Origin of the sequence: Shimia sp. R9_2 (assembly GCF_017743735.1) — a bacterium.
In the GTDB taxonomy this organism is placed as follows: Bacteria; Pseudomonadota; Alphaproteobacteria; order Rhodobacterales; family Rhodobacteraceae; genus Shimia.
The window spans coordinates 123,924-145,376 of record NZ_JAGHRO010000005.1; the positions used below are offsets into that span (position 1 = coordinate 123,924).

Below are 21,453 nucleotides of genomic sequence, written 5' to 3' on the forward strand. Positions count from 1 at the left end.
CCGCGATCAGATCGCGGCGCTGTGTTGTGCTTTGCTCATATCATAAGCGTCAAAGGCGCGGGCAATCATCCGCGTGAGCGGTCGCGCCTGAGGCGGGATCACCAAGGCGTTGCTTTCCAGCGCGAGCATGTTCGGGAACTGCGCCATCACCTTGGAGAACATCTCGTTCAGCGCGGCGCGGGAGATATCAAACCGCTCGACGATTTCATCGGACTCTATGCGGAAGTCACACATCAGCGCTTCGATCATCCGGCCGCGCAGAAGGTCGTCCCCGGTGAACTTATGGCCACGCGAGGTGGTGAAACGGCCCTCGCGGATGCCTGCGGTGTAAGCCGAGGTGGCCGGGGCGTTCTGCGCGTAGCCTTGTGGGAAACGCGCGATCGAAGAGGCGCCGACCGCCAGCAAGACATCGGCCATATCGTCGGTGTAACCTTGGAAGTTGCGGCGCAGGGTGCCGTTGCGCTGTGCCACCGAAAGACTGTCGGTCTTGGTCGCGAAGTGGTCGATGCCAATTTCGTCGTAATTGTCCCAGAGGAAGAGCTGACGGGCTGTTTCAAACAGCGCAAGACGTTCCTGTGGCGTTGGCAGCGCGTCAGATGGGATCATCTGCTGGCGCTTTGCCATCCAGGGCACATGGGCATAACCATAAAGCGCGACGCGGTCAGGAGACAGCGACAGCAGCTTCTGCACGCTTTCGGTGATGCGCGCTTGTGTCTGATGGGGCAGGCCGAAGAGAATGTCGGCATTCACGCTTTTGACGCCATGCGCGCGGATCATGTCGACCGCTTCGCGGGTGATGTCATAACCTTGAATGCGGCCGATGGTTTTCTGGATATCGTCGTCAAAGTCTTGCACGCCGATGGAAGCGCGGTTCATCCCGGCCTTTGCCAGAACAGCCAAACGGGCTTCGTCGATCTCATTGGGATCAATTTCGACAGAGAACTCACCGTCCTGTGCCATCGGGGCGACGTCGAAAATGGCACCCGCGAGATCTTCCATCATGCCGGGGTCAAGCAGGGTTGGCGTGCCGCCACCCCAGTGCAGGCGCGACAGGCGCACGCCCTCCGGTAAGATAGATTTGAGAATCAACAATTCTTGCTTTAGGGTCTCGACGTAAGACGCCACCGGCGAAAGCGTGGAGGTGCCCTGTGTCCGACAGGCGCAAAACCAGCAGAGGCGGCGGCAAAAAGGCACATGCACGTATAGAGAGACCTCAGAACCTGACGGAATAGACTGAATCCACTCCTTGTAAGTGTCTGGGTTTACGTTATTTTCAAAATGCGGGGCGGTGGGGTAGCTGGTATAACGCGGTACTTTTGCGTCAAACAGCCCCAGTTTCGCCAATTGTTTTCCCGTTTCCATGGGCGTAGGGGGTACCTCAAAACACGACTCACTATCCTTGACCCAGATCAATTCCAGGTATGGCTTATAAAATGACTGATCTTACCAAGTTTGTTGGCGGTTGTGAGAACTGCCCGATCCAGCACCGCGCAGTTTGCGCGCGCTGTGACACAGACGAGCTCGATCGGCTCGAGGAGATGAAATACTACCGCAGTTTTGAAGCGGGGCAGACCATCATCTGGTCCGGTGACCGCATGGAGTTTGTGGGCTCTGTGGTGTCGGGGATCGCGTCCCTCACGCAGACCATGGAAGACGGCCGCACGCAGATGGTCGGGCTTTTGCTGCCGAGTGACTTTGTGGGGCGCCCGGGGCGGGAAGCTGCAACCTATGATGTTGTGGCAACCACGGATGTTGTCATGTGCTGTTTCCGCCGCAAGCCGTTTGAGACCATGATGGTGGAGACGCCACATGTTGCGCAGCGGCTTTTGGAAATGACGCTCGACGAATTGGATGCCGCGCGCGAATGGATGCTTGTGCTGGGTCGTAAGACCGCGCGTGAAAAAATCGCCAGCCTTCTGTCGATCATCGGGCGTCGCGATGCGGCGCTGAAGCTGTTGAACGGCCACGAAGAAATGGTGTTTGACCTGCCGCTGACCCGCGAAGCGATGGCGGATTATCTTGGCCTGACACTTGAGACGGTGAGCCGACAGATTTCCGCGCTCAAAAAGGACGGGGTGATTGTGTTGGAAGGCAAACGCCATGTCACCGTGCCGGACTTTCAGCGGCTTCTGGATGAGGCCGGAGATGACAGCGACGGCGGGATGATGGCCTAAGATAAGAGCCAATTCTATCAGCAAAGAAAAAGGCGCCGGTTTGGGCGCCTTTTGTGTTTTTGGGCATCAACCTGCGCAGGTTAGTGGGCAAGGAAGACAGGCAGGTGCGCGTGTTCCAGCATGTTGCGTGTTGCGCCGCCCAAGATGGCTTCGCGGAAGCGGGAGTGCCCATAGGCGCCCATGACCATCAGGTCGGCGTTGTTGTCCGTGGCGTGGCGCAGCAGCACATCTGAGACGCGAGGCTGCGTTTTGGAGAGTACATCCACCTGCGCATTCACGCCATGACGGGCCAGGAACTGTGACAGCAGGCCGCCGGGATCAGAGCGGTTTGGACCATGGGTGGGAGGATCGATCACCACCACATGCACCACATCCGCGGATTTGAGGAACGGCAGCGCCGCGCGTGTAGCAACCAGCGCTTCGGCGCTTTCGTTCCAGCCGATGCAGACGGTTTTGGGCGTTTTGATGGGGGGCGCTGATTCTGGCACCATCAAAACCGGAGCCTGCCCCTCAAAGAGCGCGGCCTCAAGCGTGGGTTCCAGCTCGTTGCCGTGGTTTTTGCCGTAAGGTTTCGGGAGCACAACAAGATCTGCAAAGCGCGCGCGTGATGCGACATGGCGTCCCAGGTCCGCGATCTGAGCAACGCCCATATCGCTGGCCCAACGCACGGTGCTGCTGTTGAGTTTCGCCTCTGCTTTGTCCTGAATTTCCTTGGCTTCGCCGTGGGCGCGGGCGAGCATTTCCTGCATCAGGATCGCGTCTGCTCCGGCATAAAAATAACCGGTCTGAGAGCGGTCTACACCAAGGGCAAGCACGTCCAGATGGGCGTCTTGCGCCTCGGTCAGGGCGATGGATTGCTCAAGCGCCGCGCGGGCAATGTCAGCGTCGGTCATGACGCAGAGAAGTGTTTTGTAGTCCATTCGAACCTACCGTTGTTTGAAAATGAAGTCTGGACCGTGAGGGCTTTCCAATGTGTCGGCGAGAAAGATGCTGGCCTTGGATATGATTAAGTCCTACACGCCGCGCGACTTTCCTTGATGCAGATCAAGGCGGCATTAACGCTGCACCCGCAAAACATGGACTGTCTAAATCCGCTAAGGCTCTGGAGACTCGGGCCAAGCAAGACGAAGGGACGCGAAATGGTAAATTACTTCAAGCTGATCGCGCTTGGCCTCATCACATTTTTTGCGATGATTGCGGCCAACTATGCGCGTGATCTGGCTTATATGGTACACGCCCTCATTATCGCGGGCGTGTCCTTTGGGCTGTTTATTTGGGTTTTGCGCGGTACCGGCACAAAAACGGTGATCGCGCAGGACGAATATATGGACGACGTGATCCGCTACGGGGTCATTGCAACCGCATTCTGGGGCGTTGTTGGTTTCCTGGCAGGCGTATTTATCGCCTTTCAGCTGGCCTTCCCGGTCCTGAACTTTGATTGGGCACAGGGCTACGCCAACTTTGGCCGCCTGCGTCCGCTGCACACATCTGCTGTGATCTTTGCATTTGGCGGCAACGCCTTGCTGGCGACCTCCTTCTATGTTGTGCAGCGCACCAGCGCCGCGCGCCTCTGGGGCGGCAACCTGGCATGGTTTGTGTTCTGGGGCTATCAGCTGTTCATCGTACTGGCGGCCACCGGCTATGTTCTGGGCGGCACACAGTCCAAGGAATATGCCGAGCCGGAATGGTATGTTGACCTGTGGCTGACTATTGTCTGGGTTTGCTATCTGGCGATTTATCTGGGCACGATCATCAAGCGTAAAGAACCCCACATCTATGTGGCGAACTGGTTCTATCTCGCGTTTATCGTGACCATCGCGATGCTGCACGTGATCAACAACCTGACCATCCCTGTGTCGATCTTTGGCTCCAAATCCGTTATCGTCTGGGCCGGTGTTCAAGACGCGATGGTGCAGTGGTGGTATGGCCACAACGCTGTGGGCTTCTTCCTGACTGCAGGCTTCCTGGGCATGATGTACTACTTCATCCCGAAGCAGGCCGAGCGTCCGGTGTTCTCCTACAAACTGTCGATCATCCACTTCTGGGCACTGATCTTCCTGTATATCTGGGCGGGTCCACACCACCTGCACTACACCGCGCTGCCTGACTGGGCGTCGACCCTTGGCATGGTGTTCTCCGTCATCCTGTGGATGCCGAGCTGGGGTGGCATGATCAACGGTCTGATGACCCTGTCCGGTGCCTGGGACAAGCTGCGCACAGACCCTGTGATCCGTATGATGGTGATCTCGGTTGGTTTTTACGGCATGTCCACCTTTGAAGGCCCGATGATGTCGATCCGTGCGGTGAACTCGCTGAGCCATTACACTGACTGGACCATTGGCCACGTGCACTCCGGTGCTCTGGGGTGGAACGGCATGATCACCTTTGGCGCGCTCTACTATCTGGTGCCTGCGCTGTGGAAACGTGATCGTCTGTATTCCCTCAGCCTCGTGAGCTGGCACTTCTGGCTCGCCACCATCGGCATCGTGCTCTACGCGGCGTCCATGTGGGTGACCGGTATCATGGAAGGTCTGATGTGGCGTGAAGTGGACGCAAACGGCTTCCTCGTGAACTCCTTTGCCGACACTGTGGCTGCGAAGTTCCCGATGTACGTGGTGCGCGGTCTGGGTGGGGTCATGTTCCTCGCTGGTGCCCTCATCATGTGCTACAACCTGTGGATGACTGTGCGTAAGGCACCGGCCAAAGAGGCCAGCCTGTCCGTCGCAGTCCCGGCTGAATAAGGAGGGCCGGCAGCTATGGCTATTCTCGACAAACACAAGATCCTCGAGACCAACGCGACCCTCCTGCTTATTTGCAGCTTCCTGGTCGTAACCATTGGCGGCATCGTGCAGATTGCACCGCTGTTCTGGCTGGAAAACACCATTGAGGATGTAGAGGGCGTACGCCCCTACACCCCGCTGGAAATGGCTGGACGTGAAATCTACATCCGCGAAGGGTGCTACGTCTGCCACAGCCAGATGATCCGCCCGATGCGCGACGAGGTTGAGCGTTATGGTCACTACTCACTGGCGGCGGAGTCCAAATACGACCACCCGTTCCAGTGGGGCTCCAAGCGTACCGGTCCTGATCTGGCACGTGTGGGCGGCCGTTACTCCGACGATTGGCACGTGGATCACCTGCGTGACCCGCAGGCTGTGGTGCCAGAGTCGGTGATGCCGAAATACGGCTTCCTTGAGAACCGTATGATCGAGGGCGAATACATGGGCGATATCATGGCAGCCAATGCTGTGGTGGGCGTGCCTTACACCGAAGAGATGATCGAAAACGCGCAGTCCGACTTCCTCGCGCAAGCGGATCCGGACAGTGACTATGACGGCCTTCTCGAACGCTACGGCGAAGACAGCGTGAATGTGCGCAACTTCGACGGGCAGCCGGGTGTGTCTGAGGCTGATGCGCTGATCGCTTATCTGCAGATGCTGGGCACGTTGGTTGATTTCTCAGCCTTCACGCCTGACGCGTCCCGCTAAGGAGGAAAACATGGAAACATATTCATTCCTTCGCGAGTTCGCTGACAGCTGGATGTTGCTGGGCCTGTTCCTCTTCTTCGTCGGGATCATCTTTTGGGTGTTCCGTCCCGGCGCAAGCAAAGAGTATCGCGACAACGCCAACATCCCATTTCGCCACGCAGATAAACCCGCCACGCACAAGGAGGCGCGGCCATGACCAAGCAATCCAAAAAGTTTGAGGGCGATCCGAACACCACAGGCCACTCCTGGGATGGGATCGAAGAATTCGACAATCCGATGCCGCGCTGGTGGCTATGGGTTTTCTACGCCACCATCATCTGGGGTGTGGGCTACACCATCGCTTATCCGGCCTGGCCGGGCATCAGCGGCGCGACCGCAGGTGTGATGGGGTGGTCCTCCCGTGGTGACGTGGTCGAAGAGATCCAAGTGGCTCAGGACAAGCTGGCGCCGATCAACGCAAAGCTGGAAGCCGCTGAGCTGACCCAGATTGCGGCGGATGACGAGCTGAACAGCTATGCGACCTCTGCAGGCTCTGCCGTGTTCAAAACCTTCTGTGCCCAGTGCCACGGCTCTGGCGCGGCGGGCGGCGTTGGCTATCCGAACCTACTGGACAACGATTGGCTGTGGGGCGGTGACATCGAGAACATCTATCTCACCGTCAAACACGGTATTCGCAACGAAGACGACGACGATGCGCGCTATTCCGAAATGCCTGCTTTCGGCGAAATTCTTGAAAAAGAAGAGGTCGAACAGGTTGTGAACTACGTGATGTCGCTGTCTGGTGATCCGGTTGATGCCTCCATGGTGGATGCGGGTGCGGTGGTCTTTGAAGACAACTGCTCTGCCTGTCACATGGAAGACGGCACCGGTGACCGCGATCAGGGTGCTCCTAACCTTGCGGATGCGATCTGGCTCTATGGTGGGGATTATGCCTCCATCAAGGAGACGGTCACTTACAGCCGCTATGGTGTGATGCCATCCTGGTCTTTCCGGGACCGCCTGAGCGAAGCGGAGATCCGCGCGGTGTCTGCTTATGTGCACCAGCTGGGTGGTGGTGAGTAATCACCCGCTTCCGATAGAACTTTAGTGAGCCGCCCCGAGCAATCGGGGCGGCTTATTTTTTGACGAATTTTTTCGCTATTTGACTAAGATCAAATTTTACCGGGCAAAGCGGTGCTACCTTAGGGTTGTAGGCAGCGCGCTGCATCCAGCGCCGCCTCATTCGCCCGGTACGGCTGAGGTCCGGGCATCGGGTGCCAGTCTTTTCGTCCTGTTCGCGCGTTTCCTGAAGAGACTGGCACCCCAAATCTTCCAAGAAAGTTCTTGCAAATCACGCCACATGCTTGGTTCAAGCGATGGCGTCTCCTAAATTTGGAGAGACTGCAGGAGGTCAAGATGAACACGCACACCCGCTATCCCGTCCAGAAATCTGTGCCCGCGTTTTTGGAGGCAGCTGGTATTTCGACCTCTGAGATGCTGCGCACCTGCGGGCTGCCCAAGGACCTGTTTGCCCTTGAGGGGCGTGCGCTGTCGGCCAAGCAGGTGTTTGATCTGTGGGAGGCCATGCTGGCGCAGGCCAAAGAGCCGCGAATGATCCTGGAGATGGCACGCGCCATGGCTCAGGGACCCATTGTGCCGGCGGTTTTTGCGTTTTCCTGCAGCCCCAATATCGCCACGGGGCTTGAGCGGCTTGCGGTCTTCAAGCCCCTTGTTGCGCCTGTGCGACTGATCACCAGCGAGACCGAGCGCACGGTGACGCTGGAGATTGAGGTGGCTGATCCCAAATTGCGCATGCCAGATGGGATGGCCGCCTTTGAGATGGTCTATTTTCTGGAGCTGGGGCGGACCTTTACAGGTGTGGACTTCCTGCCGGTCGAAGTTGGCATGCCTGCGTTTGTGAGCGATCAGGATGAGTTTGACCGCTTTTTCGGGCGCAAGGCTGTCCTGAGCCGCCGTCCGCGTTTGGTGATGACAAAAACGGATGCCTATCGCCCTTTGATTTCGGAAAGCCCGCAGCTCTGGGCCGGATTTGAGCGCGAGCTGACGCGCCAGCTTGCCGAGCAGCGCCGCAATACGGCGATGTCTGCGCGGGTGCGCAGCGCGCTTCTGGAGCTGTTGCCAGCCGGTCGGGCCTCTGTGGATGCGGTGAGCGAGAAGCTTGTGACAAGCCGTCGCAGCCTACAGCGGCACCTGAAGGCGGAAGGCATGACGTTCCAGCAGGTTCTGGATAAAACACGCTCTGATTTATCGCTGCACTATCTGCGCGATCAGGCCATGAGCGTTGAAGAAATCTCCTATTTGCTGGCCTATCAGGACCCCAATTCCTTCTATCGCGCCTTTCACACCTGGACCGGTGCGACACCTGCGCAGATGCGGCATGAAATGGCTTAAGTCCCTGAAAAATATGTCTATCAGATGCGCCATTTGACACAGGTCAATGTCCTGAAGTGCTATGATAGGTGAAGACTGATTTTGCCTCCAATAGCCAGAGAGTGATTCCGTGAGCAACAGTCCTGCACCGTCACTTTACGCCAAACGCGAACCGATTTTCCCCAAGCGCGTCCATGGTATGTTCCGTAATCTTAAGTGGTGGATCATGGCGGTGACGCTTGGCATCTACTACCTCACGCCGTTCCTGCGTTGGGACCGTGGGCCGAGCCTGCCGGATCAGGCGGTGCTGGTGGATATCGCGAACCGCCGCTTCTTCTTCTTCATGATCGAGATCTGGCCGCACGAGTTTTACTTCGTGGCGGGGCTGTTGATTATGGCCGGGCTTGGCCTGTTTCTGTTCACCTCCGCGCTTGGTCGTGTGTGGTGTGGCTATGCCTGTCCGCAAACGGTTTGGACGGATCTGTTCATTCTTGTGGAACGCTGGATCGAAGGGGATCGCAACGCCCGTCTGCGTCTGCATCGGCAAGAGAAGCTGGATGCGCGCAAGATCCGTTTGCGTCTAACCAAATGGCTGGCGTGGTTGCTGATCGCGTTGGCAACAGGCGGGGCCTGGGTTTTCTACTTCGCAGATGCGCCCACGCTGGCGGTTGATCTTGTGACCGGCGCAGCACACCCGGTGGCCTACACAACGGTGGCGATCCTGACGGCGACAACCTTTGCCTTTGGTGGCTTTGCACGTGAGCAGATCTGTATCTATGCCTGCCCTTGGCCACGTATTCAGGCAGCAATGATGGATGAGGATACCCTCACCGTCGGTTATCGTGAATGGCGTGGCGAGCCGCGTGGCAAAGGCAAGCGGGATGCGGCAAGCGAGCAGGGGGACTGCATCGATTGTATGGCCTGCGTGAACGTATGCCCTGTGGGGATCGACATTCGTGATGGCCAGCAGATGGAATGTATCACCTGCGCGCTGTGCATCGATGCCTGTGACGACATCATGGACAAGATCGGCAAGCCTCGCGGGTTGATCGACTATCTGGCGCTGTCAGATGAAGGCCGTGAACGCGCAGGCGAGGCACCAAAGCCTGTGTGGCAGCATGCGCTGCGTCCGCGCACCATTATGTACACCACCATGTGGGCGGCGGTTGGCATCGCCCTGATTGTGGCGCTGTTCCTGCGCTCCGATATTGAAGCCACGGTGGCGCCTGTGCGCAATCCGACCTATGTGACCCTCTCTGACGGGTCGATCCGCAACACCTATGAGGTGCGGCTGCGCAACAAACACCATGAGCCGCGCATGTTCCGTATTTCTCTTAAGGGCGATCCGGCGCTGCGGGTGCAGCTTGAAGGCACGCCTTATGAGGCGGTTCAGGTCGAAGCGGATGAAATGCGCATCCAACGTGTGTATGTTGTGGCTCCAAAAGGGTCCGTGCCAGCGGATGGCGAAAGCACGCCTTTCCGCTTCTGGTTTGAGGACACGGGCAACGGCGATCGGGTTTACAAAGACACGATCTTTAATGGAAAGGGCCAGTGATGGCTGAGAAGAAATTCACCGGGCGCCATGCGGCATTGGTTTTTGTCGGCGCATTCGGTGTGATCATTGCGGTCAATCTTGTGCTGGCTTTCAGCGCGGTGAAGACCTTTCCCGGGTTGGAGGTCAAAAACTCCTATGTCGCCAGTCAGGAGTTTGACGAACGCCGCACAGCGCAGGAAGCGCTTGGCTGGGATGTCACCGCGCGGGCAACAGGTGGCCTGCTGATCCTGACTGTTACCGACGAAAGCGGGCGCCCTGTGCAGGTTAGCAACCTGCAGGCGGTGCTTGGACGGGCGACCCATGTGAAGGATGACCGCGAGCCTGAGTTTCAGTTTGATGGCACCGCTTATGTGGCGCGCGAAGAGCTGGCTCCGGGCAACTGGAACATCCGTATGAAAGCCAATGCCCTTGATGGCACCGCGTTTGAGCAACGCGTGGTGCTGATCGTCGAGAAGAGCTGATCTGATGACCGCAGTTGCGCGCCCCCACCTCTCTGCCTGTCCGGCCTGCGATGCAGCCCCGGCGGCGGAAGCCTTGGCCGAAGGGGCCATGGCAGAGGAAGGCGCGCGCATTGCCTTGTCTGTTCCCGGTGTGCACTGCGCGGCCTGCATTGCAACGGTTGAAGGGGCGCTTTCCAAGGTCGCGGGTGTCACCTCAGCACGGGTGAACCTCACACTCAAGCGCGCTTCCATCGAGGCTGAGGCTGACGTCACGCCGGAAATGCTGACAGACGTTTTGGAACGCGTGGGCTATGAAGCGCATGAGCTGGATGCAGGCACCTTGAGTGCGACCCAGACTGACAAGGCGGGGCGTGACCTGCTGATGCGGCTTGCGGTGGCGGGTTTTGCCTCCATGAATGTGATGCTGCTGTCTGTGTCTGTGTGGTCAGGGGCTGAGGCGGCAACGCGCGATCTGTTCCACTGGATCTCAGCAGCCATTGCGCTGCCGACCATCGTGTTTTCCGGCAAACCGTTTTTTGTCCATGCATGGAGCGCATTGAAGCACCGCCGCCTCAATATGGATGTGCCGATTGTTCTGGCGATCCTTCTGGCGGTTGTGACCTCGCTTTGGGAAACGTCTTTGTCCGGCGAGCATGCCTATTTTGATGCGGCGCTGACGCTGGTGTTTTTTCTGCTGGCGGGGCGCTATCTGGATCACCGCACACGGGCCGTGGCGCGCTCGGCCGCTGAGGAACTGGCGGCGCTTGAAGTGCCGCGGGCCATTCGTGTGCAGGATGGGCAGGAAGAGACCGTCGCCGTGCAGGAGTTGCGCGTTGGCGATCTGATATTGGTGCGGCCCGGCGGGCGCATGCCTGTGGACGGCGAGATTGTCGAAGGGCGTTCAGAGTTGGACCGCTCTTTGCTGACGGGTGAAACCGTACCGGTCTTTGCCGAGCCTGGTCTGGGTGTCAGCGCTGGTGAAGTGAACCTGACAGGGCCGCTGATGATCCGCGCCAGCGCGGTGGGGGATCAGACCAGCCTGCATCGCATGGCGGATCTGGTGGCTGTAGCTGAGGCGGGCCGCTCCAACTACACCTCACTGGCGGATAAAGCGGCGAAGCTGTATGCGCCCGGTGTTCATATCCTTTCGGCTCTGAGCTTTCTGGGATGGTATCTTTACACCTTTGATATGCGCACAGCGCTCAATATCGCAGCGGCGGTGCTGATCATCACCTGTCCCTGTGCCTTGGGCCTCGCGGTGCCTGCCGTGACAACCGCCGCCTCCGGGCGCTTGTTCCGCAAAGGTATGCTGATCAAACACAGCACCGCCTTGGAACGTCTGGCGCAAGTTGACACGGTGGTTTTTGACAAGACCGGCACACTGACCGCCGGAACACCCGAGCTGACAAATCTTGACGCATTTAATGCAGATGAACTGTCAGTTGCTTTGGCACTGGCGCGGGGCTCCGCCCATCCGCTGAGTGTCGCGCTGACCAAAGCGGCGCAGGCGGCTGGTGTTGCCCCGGCGGACGTGCGCGATATCGAAGAGGTGCCTGGTTATGGCACGCAAGGAACTCATGATGGTCAGTTGGTGCGCCTTGGCCGTGCAAGCTGGGTTGGTGCAGAAACGGGGGCGCAAACAGCGGCCTATCTGAGCCTTGGCACAGGCGGTGCCCGCGCGTTTGTCTTTGCAGACGCTTTGCGTGAGGGTGCCGAAGGGGCCGTGGCCGCGCTGAAGAACGTTGGCAAAGAGATCATTCTGCTGTCGGGTGACTCCTCCGGCGCGGTGGAGAGCCTTGCGCAGCGTTTGGGCATTTCCGACTGGGTTGCAGAAGCTTTGCCGGAGGATAAGGCAAAGCGTGTGCAGGCTTTGGCCGCGGGCGGCAAAAACGTCCTGATGGTTGGCGATGGCCTGAACGACACCGCAGCTCTGGCGGCGGCGCATGTGTCGATCTCTCCGGCCACAGCGCTGGATGCGGCGCGTGTGGCCTCTGACATCGTGCTTTTGGGCGGTGATCTCGCGCCGATCCCACTGGCCATTGAAACGGCGCAATCCGCGACACGGCGCATTCGGGAGAATTTCCGTATTGCGACGGTTTACAATATCATCGCTGTGCCCTTGGCGGTTGCCGGTCTGGCGACCCCTTTGATTGCCGCATTGGCGATGTCTTCCTCTTCCATTACAGTGTCGCTCAATGCGCTGCGCCTGAGGTGATAAAATGCAAGTTCTGTCTTACCTGATCCCAATCTCACTGTTGTTGGGGGGCGTCGGCCTTGTTGCCTTTCTCTATACCGTGCGTTCCGATCAATATGACGATCCGGAAGGCAATGCTCAGCGCATTCTGTCCGGGCAATATGACGATAAGCCCAAGGGCTGAGCGCGGCTCGAAAGCTTTTCACAAAAGAAAACGCCTTCCATCATGCTCAATGGAAGGCGTTTTCTTTTGTTGGATGGTTCCGCGCGTTAGCTGGGGCCAAGCGTGTAGCAGGTGATCTGGCGGGCCTGCAGACGGCGGCAGGCTAGGTCTGCGGTTTCTTTGGACAGCCCCATAAAGTTGGCCTCAAACCCGCGGGTGTTTTTGACAACTTTGCGGAGGCTGCCATCCAGTGTGGCCATTTCTGCCAGCGCGGTTTTGAGCAGCATTTTTTCCGCCGCATAGCGGCTGCCGTAACGGCCCACGTTGATGCCCCAATGTCTGCCGCCTGCGGTTGAGATACGGGTGACGACCTTGGGCTGAGGCGGTGGTGTCGGCTCCGGTTCAACGCTTGCCAAAGTTGCGCCGGTGGTTTCTTGGGCCTGCAGAAGTGCGGATTGAATGTCATGCTCGATCACATTCGCCGCAGCCACAATGGTCGGATCCGGCGTTGCGGCCTTTGCAACCACGGCTGGCGCCTCTTCCGGTGTCGCGGCTGTCGGACGCAGCTTGGGGCGCAGCGACTTTTTCACAGCGGTTGCCACTCGGATGGTTTTGCCCGCGCCTTTGGAGGAGCCGATGTAATCCGGACGTCCCGGCTTTCTCAAGGCAACGCGGCTGGCGGAGCGGGTGAAGCCCAGGTCGAGCAGCTCAGCCACCTTTGCATTGCGGGTGGCTGTGGACCGGCCGCCAAACACGGTGGCAATTATGCGCTTGCTGCCGCGCTCTGCGGAGGCCACGAGGTTAAAGCCCGCCGCGCGGGTATAGCCGGTCTTGATCCCATCCGCGCCGCGATAGGCGTTCAGCAGGCGACGGTTGGTGTTGTTCACGGTCTTGATGCCCGCGCTTGTGGAGCGGCGGGAGAAGAGGTTGTAGTACTCCGGATAGTCATAGAGTACGTGGCGGCCCAGCGTGGTCATGTCCCGCGCAGTGGACATGTGGCCGGTCTCTGTCAGACCATGGGCGTTTTTGAATCTGGTGTTGGACATGCCAAGCGCCTTGGCGGTGCGGTTCATGCGGCGGGCAAACGCCGCCTCTGAGCCTTCGATAGCCTCGCCAATCGCGGTGGCCGCGTCATTGGCGGATTTCACAGCCGCCGCGCGGATCAGATAGCGGAGCGCGATTCTCTGACCGGACTGCAGGCCAAGCTTAGAGGGCGGCTCTGCCGCTGCATTCCGGGAAATCTTGACCTTTGTGTCGAGGCTGATTTCGCCATTCTCCACCGCCTCAAAGGCGATGTAGAGCGTCATCATCTTGGTCAAAGAGGCTGGGTGCAGACGGGTGTCTGCGTTGCGGCTGTGCAGGACTTTACCGTCGCGTGCATCAATCACCATGGCTGCATATGGCGCCGCAGAGGCCGCCAAAGTGGTCAGAGCAACACACACCACAAGTGCTGCCGAAAATAGCCCAAAACGGGCCGACTCAAAACGCCGCGCCTTCACGAGAACTGCCCTTTACTGCCTCTGATCGCCGGTTTTCCGGTCTGACCTTTATTGTTGAGAAGAGGCTAACACAGGCATCGGATTGAGGAAAGTGAATGTTTATTGAGGTTTTCAGCTATAGAGGCGATCTCTCGAAGATGTTGTGGCCGCATCAGCATCCACCCCAACACTTGCACAGATTCGGTATCATTTGATGATATTTATAACTTCCGGAAGGTCGGAGAGTTGTGAAAGCGCCACAAAGCGTGCGTTGTTTTTGGGCATTTCAGCCTGCTCCAGCGCCCAGGCGGGGCCGTTTGGCACGTGCACAGCCCAGCTTCCGGCCGCCAGTGCGGGCAGGATGTCGGATTTCATCGAGTCGCCCACCATCATCGCCTGCGCAGGACCGTCCGCATGGCGCGCAAAAGTCTCCGCATAGACCTGCTCGGTTTTGTGGCTGACGATCTCGACCCAGGAGAACAGCTCGCCCAGACCGGATTGCGCCAGTTTGCGTTCTTGATCCAGCAGATCGCCTTTTGTGATCAGGATCAGCCGATGCGTGTCTGACAGGCCGCCGACCACGTCTGCCACATCGGGCAGAAGGTCAATTGGATGGGCCAGCATGTCGCGCCCGCAAGCCATCAGCTCTGCGATCACGGAGGCGGGCACTGTTTCTTCGGTGACTTCAATGGCTGTCTCTATCATCGACAGCACAAAGCCTTTCACCCCGAAACCATAGTGACCCACATTGCGCCGCTCGGCCTCAAGCAGGCGCTCATGCAGGTGCGCAGGCTCGGTGAAATCAGCCAGCAATTCGGCAAACCGCTCCTGTGTCAAACGAAAGAGCCGCTCTGTGTGCCAAAGAGTGTCGTCAGCGTCAAAGCCGATGGTGGTGAGCGTCCGGGGCATGAATTCAGTCCGATTGAGTGAGACCTCTTTTCTTACACCATCGACAGGCTATATAAACAGCTAACCACAGACCGGATTCTTGTGAAAATGACCTTTCCGAACGTACTCATGAGCATGGGCGACGATGACGGCGGTGACCTCGGGGTCGCGCTGGACACGCGCGTGCGCACTAAAAAGCCGCCGCTTTACAAAGTGTTGCTGCTGAATGACGACTACACGCCGATGGAATTTGTGGTGCATGTGCTGGAGCGCTTTTTTGCGATGACCCACGCGCAGGCGTTTGAAATCATGTTGACCGTGCATAAGAAGGGTGTGGCGGTGGTTGGCGTGTTCAGCCACGAAATTGCCGAGACCAAAGTCACCCAAGTGATGGATCTGGCGCAACGTCACCAGCATCCGTTGCAATGCACCATGGAGAAGGAGTGACCGGCCCGCGCCGTGTCACCAAAGAGCAATGTCTCACAGCAGATTGTCCCTGGCCGTTGATGAGCACGGTCTTGCCCTTCCGTTGGAAGGGCATATTGCCGTTTTTGCGCCGCGCGTTGGCTACGACCTCAGCGCTTTGCCGCGTGATCGCAGCACCATCATTCAGCCGCTGAAGCCGGATCATGATGCCTTTGCACAGGTCGGCTATAGCGCCGAGGTGGTGGAGCAAGGTTCCTATGCCGCAGCTCTGGTTGTGCTGCCGCGCGCCAAAGCGCTGGCCCGCGATCTGATTGCCCGCGCCTGTACAGTTGCGCCGCTTGTTATTGTGGACGGGCAGAAAACCGATGGGGTCGACAGCCTTTTCAAAGAGTGCCGCAAACGGGCAGATGTGCACGGGGCCTTCACCAAAGCCCATGGTCGGCTGTTCTGGTTTGAAGGCGGAGATTTCGCGGACTGGAAGGCTGGTGAGGCCACGGAGATCGCAGGTGGGTTCACCACGCGTCCGGGCGTTTTCAGCGCAGATGCCGTGGATCCGGCCTCGGCCATGCTGGTTGAGGCGCTGCCAGCCAAACTTGGACGTGTTGTCGCCGATCTTGGGGCGGGCTGGGGCTTCCTGTCGTCACATATTCTGCGCCGTGATGGTGTTGAGGTTTTGCATCTTGTTGAAGCGGATCACACGGCGCTGGACTGTGCTAAAGCCAATGTGGTTGACGCGCGGGCGCAGTTTCATTGGGCCGATGCCACAAACTTCAAACCCGGACATCGCGTGGATACGGTGGTGATGAACCCGCCGTTTCATACCGGGCGGAAAGCGGAGCCGGATCTGGGCAAGTCTTTCATACATGCGGCTGCCAAGATGCTTGCGCCGTCTGGCCAGCTTTGGATGGTGGCAAATCGGCATCTGCCGTATGAAGCAACGCTGCGAGAGGCCTTCAAAGAGGTCGAAGACGTTGCCGGAGATACGCGTTTCAAGGTACTAAAGGCGCAGCGCCCCAGCCGCACACGCGGCTGAGGCAGGCTTTTGAGCCGACAACATGGCAGCGTGATGGGGATCGTAGATGTCATTTTCAATTGCAGGTAAGACCGCGATTATCACCGGCTCGGCCAACGGGATCGGGCTGGCGGTGGGGCGGCATTTTGTGGAGCACGGCGCCAATGTCATGTTTGCCGACATGGACGAAGAGCGGCTCTGCACAGAGTTTGGCACGCGCCCTGAGGAAGGCAATGTGCGCACCTTCGCGGGCGATCTGCGCGAGAAGCTGACGATCAACAACCTGATCTCAGCCACCATTGATGCCTTTGATCAGATTGATATTTTGATCAATGGCTGCCGGCAGGTGACAACCAGTGACCCGCTCAATCCGGATGATGCATCTGTTGAGCTGATGCTGCAGCAAAACCTGATGACCTCGCTGAAGCTCAGCCAGATTGTGGCCAAGCGGATGATCAAACAGGCCGAAGGCAAGGAAGAAGGCTCTGCCGGGGCGATCGTGAACCTCTCCTCGATTGCCGCACAACGGTCACAGCCTGATCTGCTCGGTTATTCCATTGCCACAGCGGCGCTGGATCAGATGACGCGCGCGATGGCTGTGGCACTAGCGCCGGAACGGATTCGCGTGAATGCGGTTGCGATTGGCTCGGTGATGTCGGCAAGCCTGCAGACCGCGTTGAAGGACAATCGCGATTGCCGCAATGAGATTGAGCAGCACACACCCCTTGGCCGGATCGCGGCACCTGGGGAGCTGGCGGATGCGGTGCAGTTCCTGTCCTCAGAGGCTTCGGGCTTCATGACCGGCCAAATCGTGACGGTTGATGGCGGCCGCTCGCTTCTGGATACGGTCAGCACACCCGCGCATTAAACAAAATTGACGCCTGTCGGCATTGGACCGTGGCGGCATCTGAACAGACAAAGAGGCGAGCATGAGCGCATCGATGGAGACTGAAAAGCAAACCGCGAGCGCGTGGTTCCGCTCGTTGCGCGATGAAATTGTCGCGACTTTTGAAGGGCTTGAGGATACTCATGCCGAAGGTCCCTTTGCCGATCAAAATGCGGGGCGCTTTGAGGTGACCGAGACCAAACGCGCCAGCGCGGATGGATCTGACGCGGGTGGCGGTCTGATGTCGGTGATGCGCGGCGGGCGCGTGTTTGAGAAAGTCGGCGTCAATGTCTCCACCGTTTATGGCGAATTGGGAGAGCGTGCGCAGGCAGCAATGGCGGCGCGCAAAGGCTTCCCTGAAATGAAGACAGATCCGCGTTTCTGGGCCTCTGGCATCAGTCTTGTGGCTCATATGCAGAACCCGCATTGCCCGGCTGTCCACATGAACACGCGGATGTTCTGGACCCCGCACGGCTGGTGGTTTGGCGGTGGATCTGACCTTAACCCCTGTCTTGAGTATGATGAGGATACAGCGCATTTTCACGCTGTCCAGAAGGCCCATTGCGACAAGCATGGCGATGCGCAGTATCCACGGCTAAAGGCTTGGGCGGACGAGTATTTTTACATTCCGCACCGCAATCGCGCGCGCGGGGTTGGCGGCATTTTTCTGGATGATCACAACACCGGTGATTGGGCCAAGGATTTTGCGTTTATTCAGGACATTGGTCGTGCGTTTCTGCCAGCCTTCCTGCCGTTGATCGAAAAGCGCCGCGTGCAGGCATTTGGCGATGCGGAGAAAGATGCGCAGCTGGTGCACCGGGGGCTCTATGCTGAATACAACCTCGTCTATGATCGCGGCACCAAGTTCGGGCTGGAGACCGGCCATGATGCCAACGCGGTTTTGATGAGCCTGCCACCGCTGGCTAAGTGGGTCTGACATAAGAAAAGCGCCGGTGAAGACCGGCGCTTTTTTGTTTGCTCAGGCGGATATTGACGATCAGCGCCAGTCAAAGAAACCGGGGCCGCCGCGCTCAAGCAATTGAGCAGCCATGGTTTTTCCGAGCTCTGCGCCATCTTCAATCGGAGCGAGCTGATCGTCGCTGAGGCTTTCAGAGCCATCAGGCCGCAAGACCTCACCGCGCAGGCGGAGCGTGTTGCCATCAAGCTCGGCAAGCGCCGCAATTGGGGTTTCACAAGAACCATCGAGCGCGGCCAGGAAAGAGCGTTCCGCCGCAAGGCGTTGGCCGGTGGGCGTGTCATGGATGGCTTCCAGCATCGCGGCGGTGTTCATATCCTCGGCGCGGCGTTCGATGCCGATGGCGCCTTGGGCGACGGCAGGCAGCATGTCTTCGGGCTCAATGGCGCTGGTGGCGACGTGGGACATCTCCAAACGGTTGAGGCCCGCCATGGCGAGGAAGGTGCAATCCGCGACGTTGTCTGAGAGTTTTTTCAGGCGGGTCTGAACGTTGCCGCGGAACTCTACCACATTGAGATCATTGCGGTAATTCAAGAGTTGAGCGCGGCGGCGCAGGCTGGATGTGCCGACCGTTGCGCCCTCAGGCAGATCCGCCAGAGAGGCGTGGTTGGGCGACACAAATGCATCGCGGGTGTCTTCGCGGGGCAGATAGGTGTCAAGCAGCAGGCCGTCGGGCTGCAGGACAGGCATGTCTTTCATCGAGTGGACCGCGATGTCGATGCTGCCGGCAAGCATGGCCTCTTCGATTTCCTTGGTGAAAAGCCCTTTGCCACCCAGCTCTTTGAGCGGTTTGTCTTTGGCAATCAGCTGTGCGTTGTCACCGGATGTGGTGATCACCACAATCGCAAACGCGGCCTCAGGCAGATCGAAGGCAGCCATCAATCTGCGCCTAGTTTCATAGGCTTGCGCCAAGGCAAGGGGGGAGCCACGGGTGCCGATTTTCAGCGTCGAGTCGGGGGAGGGCAATGTCACGGTCATGGCGCAGGGATAGCCGCGACAGGGTGTCCTGACAAGCGCTCTGGCCTTGACATCTTGACGCTGGTGCCAGACGACGAAGGCGACACATTGGAAAGGGGAAACCATGGCCGAGAAGACGATCCTGCGCGCATTGGCGGGTGAGACGCTGGACACGCCGCCGATCTGGATGATGCGGCAGGCGGGGCGCTATCTGCCGGAGTATCGCGCCACAAGGGCGCAGGCGGGTGACTTTCTATCTCTTTGTTATAACAGCAAATTGGCCGCTGAAGTGACGCTTCAACCGATCCGGCGTTATGGCTTTGATGCCTCTATCCTGTTTGCTGATATCCTGCTTCTGCCGCAGGCTTTGGGGGCGGATTTGTGGTTTGTCACGGGCGAAGGTCCACGGCTGTCGACCATTGAAAATCAGGCGGATTTTGACCGGCTGAAACCGGCCAGTGAAATCCACGAAACCCTTGATCCTGTTTATGAAACTGTTCGAATCCTGCGTCGGGAACTGCCCAAGGAGACCACGCTGATTGGCTTTGCCGGAGCGCCTTGGACGGTGGCGACCTATATGGTTGCGGGGCGGGGGACGCCGGATCAGGGGCCTGCGCATAAACTGAAGGATGAAAATCCTGATTTGTTTCAAGCGATTATCGATCGTTTGACCGAAGGGACCATCGACTATCTGTCAAAGCAGATCGAGGCTGGGGCGGAGGTTGTGAAGCTGTTTGACAGCTGGGCGGGTTCTCTGAAGGGGGCGGATTTTGACCGCTATGCCCTTGAACCTGCTAAGAAAATCATTGCTGAGCTGAAGGCGAAGCATCCGGATGTGCCGATCATTGCCTTCCCGCGTGGCGCGGGAGAGCGCTATGTGGGCTTTGCCAAGGCGACGGGCGCGGATTGTGTGGCGCTGGATGATGGTGTGACGCCGGAGTGGGCTGCAGAGCATGTGCAGGTTGATGGCTGTGTGCAGGGAAATCTCAAGTCTTCCCATATGGTTACAGGCGGTCAGGCGCTGGTGGATGAGACCCGGAAGATTGTTGATGCCTTCAGCAAAGGGCCGCATATCTTCAACCTTGGCCATGGCATCACACCGGATGCAGACCCTGAGAATGTACAGCTGATGATCGACGCGTTGCGTGGGCGCTGAGCCCGCGTTAACCACGTTTTTTAACGTCGGTATTGCGTCTGTATCGCGACTGTATTGCGGAGGTGCGTTTTTTTGCGCCTCTTTTTTATGACCTGACCGTGCGTTGCGGCAGGTCGATCAGCGCTCTTGACGCGGGGATTGTGCCAATTCGGCAAGAATCTCCGCCGTGTGTTCGCCACGTTTGGGGGCAGGGTTGATCGGCGCCACCTTCCCGTCAAAGCGCGGGGCAGGGGCGGCCTGCAGATTGCCGTCCGGATGATGCCAGACCTGACGCGCGGCCATGTGGGGAGACTGCGCGCTTTCCTCAGGCGAAAGCACCACGGCGACGCAGGCGTCGGAGCCGGAAAACAGGCTGTCCCAACGCAGGCGCGGCTCTGACAGGAAGATTTCAGACAGGCGCGCGGTGAGCTTGGGCCAGAGGGTAGCGTCGTGCTGGTGGGCAAATTCCGGATCGTCGCTGAGGCCGAGCTTATCCAGAAATTCGGCGTAGAACTGGGGCTCCAGACATTGCACGGAGACATGGCCGCCATCGGCGCAGAGATAGCTGCGCGACCAATGTGGGCCGTCCAGCAGGCTGTGGCCGCGCTCCATTGACAGGCCGCCACCCTGACGCAGCGCCATGAGCAGGGTCATCATGTGGGCGGAGCCGTCCACAATGGCGGCGTCCACCACGGTGCCCTGTCCGGTGGTGCGTGCGTTGAGAATGCCGGAGAGGATGCCGATCACCAGATAAAGCGCGCCGCCGCCAATATCCCCGACCAGTGTGGCGGGGGTGATGGGTGGGCTGCCTGGCTCTGAGGCATACCAAAGCGCGCCGGATTGGGCGATGTAGTTGAGATCGTGTCCGGCACTCTGGGCGCGCGGGCCGGCCTGGCCCCAGCCGGTCATGCGGCCATAGACCAGCGCGGGATTGTCGGCGTGGCATTCGGAGGGGCCAAGCCCCAAGCGCTCCATCACGCCGGGGCGGAAGCCTTCGATGAGCGCGTCCGCGGAGACGATGAGGCGCTTGGCGGTGGTAAGATCCTCGGGATCTTTCAGGTCAAGCGCGATGGAGCGTTTGCCCCGGTCGAGCACGGATTGATCCGCGGTGATCGCGGCGGCGGTTTTGCGGTGGATGGTGATCACATCCGCGCCAAGGTCCGCCAGCAGCATGGCGGCGAAGGGGCCGGGGCCGAGGCCTTCGATTTCGATGATGCGGGTGCCTTGGAGCATGTGTGGTCCAATCATGAGAGCCGAGGGCTGCATAGTCCCGCGGGGTGGTGCGAATGCGCCGCCCCACCAAACCTAAGG

Annotated in this window: 21 protein-coding genes; 15 read left to right on the forward strand and 6 right to left on the reverse strand. The window is 58.9% G+C overall.

Translation table 11 applies throughout. The annotated features are described in order from the left end of the window. Positions 1–6: 6 nt before the first annotated feature. Positions 7–1,362, reverse strand: a complete 1,356-nt coding sequence (gene hemN, locus J7400_RS13735) for an oxygen-independent coproporphyrinogen III oxidase (protein WP_209064201.1) — start codon at positions 1,360–1,362, stop codon at positions 7–9. 71 nt (positions 1,363–1,433) lie between these two features. Here hemN and J7400_RS13740 point away from each other — a divergent pair, with 71 nt between their 5' ends. After that, complete coding sequence (locus J7400_RS13740) at positions 1,434–2,174, forward strand: transcriptional regulator FnrL (RefSeq protein ID WP_209064203.1); 741 nt, start codon at positions 1,434–1,436, stop codon at positions 2,172–2,174. 80 nt (positions 2,175–2,254) lie between these two features. Here the strand turns inward: J7400_RS13740 and J7400_RS13745 are convergent, their stop codons facing one another. Next, positions 2,255–3,094 carry a universal stress protein gene (locus J7400_RS13745; RefSeq protein WP_209064206.1) on the reverse strand — a complete coding sequence of 280 codons (840 nt, stop codon included), beginning with the start codon at positions 3,092–3,094 and terminating at the stop codon, positions 2,255–2,257. 219 nt (positions 3,095–3,313) lie between these two features. Between J7400_RS13745 and ccoN the strand changes: the two genes are divergently transcribed. The 9 genes from ccoN to ccoS all read left to right on the forward strand — a co-directional run bounded on the left by ccoN (position 3,314) and on the right by ccoS (position 12,405). Continuing rightward, positions 3,314–4,915, forward strand: a complete 1,602-nt coding sequence (gene ccoN, locus J7400_RS13750) for a cytochrome-c oxidase, cbb3-type subunit I (RefSeq protein WP_209064208.1) — start codon at positions 3,314–3,316, stop codon at positions 4,913–4,915. Between the two features lie 15 nt (positions 4,916–4,930). After that, positions 4,931–5,662 (forward strand): cytochrome-c oxidase, cbb3-type subunit II, encoded by a 732-nt coding sequence (gene ccoO / locus J7400_RS13755; RefSeq protein ID WP_209064210.1) that lies wholly within the window; start codon positions 4,931–4,933, stop codon positions 5,660–5,662. Between the two features lie 10 nt (positions 5,663–5,672). Next, the gene (locus tag J7400_RS13760) at positions 5,673–5,858 is read left to right on the forward strand and encodes a cbb3-type cytochrome c oxidase subunit 3 (RefSeq protein ID WP_209064212.1); all 186 of its coding nucleotides are present in this window, start codon (positions 5,673–5,675) and stop codon (positions 5,856–5,858) included. Further along, on the forward strand, positions 5,855–6,724 hold the full coding sequence (ccoP, locus tag J7400_RS13765; RefSeq protein ID WP_209064213.1) for a cytochrome-c oxidase, cbb3-type subunit III: 870 nt from the start codon (positions 5,855–5,857) through the stop codon (positions 6,722–6,724). Before J7400_RS13760 ends, ccoP begins: the two co-directional genes overlap by 4 nt. A 333-nt stretch (positions 6,725–7,057) precedes the next feature. Beyond that, positions 7,058–8,053: an AraC family transcriptional regulator gene (locus J7400_RS13770; protein ID WP_209064216.1), complete on the forward strand. Its 996-nt coding sequence runs from the start codon at positions 7,058–7,060 to the stop codon at positions 8,051–8,053. A 109-nt stretch (positions 8,054–8,162) separates the two neighbouring features. After that, entirely contained in the window at positions 8,163–9,587 is a 1,425-nt protein-coding gene (gene ccoG, locus J7400_RS13775; protein ID WP_209064219.1) for a cytochrome c oxidase accessory protein CcoG, read from the forward strand. After that, the gene (locus J7400_RS13780; RefSeq protein WP_209064221.1) at positions 9,587–10,048 is read left to right on the forward strand and encodes a FixH family protein; all 462 of its coding nucleotides are present in this window, start codon (positions 9,587–9,589) and stop codon (positions 10,046–10,048) included. The genes ccoG and J7400_RS13780 overlap by 1 nt, the downstream gene beginning before the upstream one ends. Positions 10,049–10,052: 4 nt before the next feature. Beyond that, complete coding sequence (locus J7400_RS13785) at positions 10,053–12,242, forward strand: heavy metal translocating P-type ATPase (RefSeq protein ID WP_209064224.1); 2,190 nt, start codon at positions 10,053–10,055, stop codon at positions 12,240–12,242. A gap of 4 nt (positions 12,243–12,246) precedes the next feature. Beyond that, entirely contained in the window at positions 12,247–12,405 is a 159-nt protein-coding gene (ccoS, locus tag J7400_RS13790; protein ID WP_209064227.1) for a cbb3-type cytochrome oxidase assembly protein CcoS, read from the forward strand. Between the two features lie 86 nt (positions 12,406–12,491). Here ccoS and J7400_RS13795 read toward each other — a convergent pair whose 3' ends face one another. Together J7400_RS13795 and J7400_RS13800 are read right to left on the reverse strand one after the other, a co-directional pair. Then, a complete protein-coding gene (locus J7400_RS13795; protein ID WP_348540178.1) occupies positions 12,492–13,883 on the reverse strand; it encodes a D-alanyl-D-alanine carboxypeptidase family protein in 1,392 nt (463 codons plus the stop codon). A 186-nt stretch (positions 13,884–14,069) separates the two neighbouring features. After that, positions 14,070–14,771 (reverse strand): HAD family hydrolase, encoded by a 702-nt coding sequence (locus J7400_RS13800; RefSeq protein WP_209064230.1) that lies wholly within the window; start codon positions 14,769–14,771, stop codon positions 14,070–14,072. A 108-nt stretch (positions 14,772–14,879) separates the two neighbouring features. On the opposite strand from J7400_RS13800, the gene clpS reads away from it, so the two are divergent. From clpS to hemF, 4 genes are all read left to right on the forward strand, one after another. Further along, complete coding sequence (gene clpS, locus J7400_RS13805; RefSeq protein WP_247738814.1) at positions 14,880–15,197, forward strand: ATP-dependent Clp protease adapter ClpS; 318 nt, start codon at positions 14,880–14,882, stop codon at positions 15,195–15,197. 28 nt (positions 15,198–15,225) lie between these two features. Next, the gene (locus J7400_RS13810) at positions 15,226–16,209 is read left to right on the forward strand and encodes a class I SAM-dependent methyltransferase (protein WP_209064235.1); all 984 of its coding nucleotides are present in this window, start codon (positions 15,226–15,228) and stop codon (positions 16,207–16,209) included. A gap of 46 nt (positions 16,210–16,255) precedes the next feature. After that, positions 16,256–17,056 (forward strand): SDR family oxidoreductase, encoded by an 801-nt coding sequence (locus J7400_RS13815; protein ID WP_209064239.1) that lies wholly within the window; start codon positions 16,256–16,258, stop codon positions 17,054–17,056. Positions 17,057–17,117: 61 nt separating this feature from the next. Beyond that, complete coding sequence (gene hemF / locus J7400_RS13820; protein WP_209064242.1) at positions 17,118–18,011, forward strand: oxygen-dependent coproporphyrinogen oxidase; 894 nt, start codon at positions 17,118–17,120, stop codon at positions 18,009–18,011. A 60-nt stretch (positions 18,012–18,071) separates the two neighbouring features. On the opposite strand, the gene hemC is transcribed toward hemF, so the two are convergent. Further along, positions 18,072–19,028: a hydroxymethylbilane synthase gene (gene hemC, locus J7400_RS13825; protein WP_209064244.1), complete on the reverse strand. Its 957-nt coding sequence runs from the start codon at positions 19,026–19,028 to the stop codon at positions 18,072–18,074. Between the two features lie 103 nt (positions 19,029–19,131). Between hemC and hemE the strand changes: the two genes are divergently transcribed. Then, entirely contained in the window at positions 19,132–20,163 is a 1,032-nt protein-coding gene (gene hemE, locus J7400_RS13830) for a uroporphyrinogen decarboxylase (RefSeq protein ID WP_209064247.1), read from the forward strand. Positions 20,164–20,280: 117 nt separating this feature from the next. Here the strand turns inward: hemE and J7400_RS13835 are convergent, their stop codons facing one another. Further along, entirely contained in the window at positions 20,281–21,375 is a 1,095-nt protein-coding gene (locus J7400_RS13835; protein WP_209064250.1) for a CaiB/BaiF CoA-transferase family protein, read from the reverse strand. Positions 21,376–21,453: the final 78 nt, after the last annotated feature.

Coding starts and splice junctions, on each gene's coding strand:
- J7400_RS13780 (WP_209064221.1), top strand. CDS start 9,587: ATGGCTGAGAAGAAATTCACCGGGCGCCATGCGGCATTGGTTTTTGTC.
- ccoO (WP_209064210.1), top strand. CDS start 4,931: ATGGCTATTCTCGACAAACACAAGATCCTCGAGACCAACGCGACCCTC.
- J7400_RS13740 (WP_209064203.1), top strand. CDS start 1,434: ATGACTGATCTTACCAAGTTTGTTGGCGGTTGTGAGAACTGCCCGATC.
- hemC (WP_209064244.1), bottom strand. CDS start 19,028: ATGACCGTGACATTGCCCTCCCCCGACTCGACGCTGAAAATCGGCACC.
- J7400_RS13745 (WP_209064206.1), bottom strand. CDS start 3,094: ATGGACTACAAAACACTTCTCTGCGTCATGACCGACGCTGACATTGCC.
- J7400_RS13815 (WP_209064239.1), top strand. CDS start 16,256: ATGTCATTTTCAATTGCAGGTAAGACCGCGATTATCACCGGCTCGGCC.
- J7400_RS13770 (WP_209064216.1), top strand. CDS start 7,058: ATGAACACGCACACCCGCTATCCCGTCCAGAAATCTGTGCCCGCGTTT.
- J7400_RS13835 (WP_209064250.1), bottom strand. CDS start 21,375: ATGCTCCAAGGCACCCGCATCATCGAAATCGAAGGCCTCGGCCCCGGC.
- ccoP (WP_209064213.1), top strand. CDS start 5,855: ATGACCAAGCAATCCAAAAAGTTTGAGGGCGATCCGAACACCACAGGC.
- hemN (WP_209064201.1), bottom strand. CDS start 1,362: ATGGAAACGGGAAAACAATTGGCGAAACTGGGGCTGTTTGACGCAAAA.
- J7400_RS13760 (WP_209064212.1), top strand. CDS start 5,673: ATGGAAACATATTCATTCCTTCGCGAGTTCGCTGACAGCTGGATGTTG.
- clpS (WP_247738814.1), top strand. CDS start 14,880: ATGAGCATGGGCGACGATGACGGCGGTGACCTCGGGGTCGCGCTGGAC.
- hemE (WP_209064247.1), top strand. CDS start 19,132: ATGGCCGAGAAGACGATCCTGCGCGCATTGGCGGGTGAGACGCTGGAC.
- ccoS (WP_209064227.1), top strand. CDS start 12,247: ATGCAAGTTCTGTCTTACCTGATCCCAATCTCACTGTTGTTGGGGGGC.
- ccoN (WP_209064208.1), top strand. CDS start 3,314: ATGGTAAATTACTTCAAGCTGATCGCGCTTGGCCTCATCACATTTTTT.
- J7400_RS13800 (WP_209064230.1), bottom strand. CDS start 14,771: ATGCCCCGGACGCTCACCACCATCGGCTTTGACGCTGACGACACTCTT.
- J7400_RS13785 (WP_209064224.1), top strand. CDS start 10,053: ATGACCGCAGTTGCGCGCCCCCACCTCTCTGCCTGTCCGGCCTGCGAT.
- hemF (WP_209064242.1), top strand. CDS start 17,118: ATGAGCGCATCGATGGAGACTGAAAAGCAAACCGCGAGCGCGTGGTTC.
- J7400_RS13810 (WP_209064235.1), top strand. CDS start 15,226: ATGTCTCACAGCAGATTGTCCCTGGCCGTTGATGAGCACGGTCTTGCC.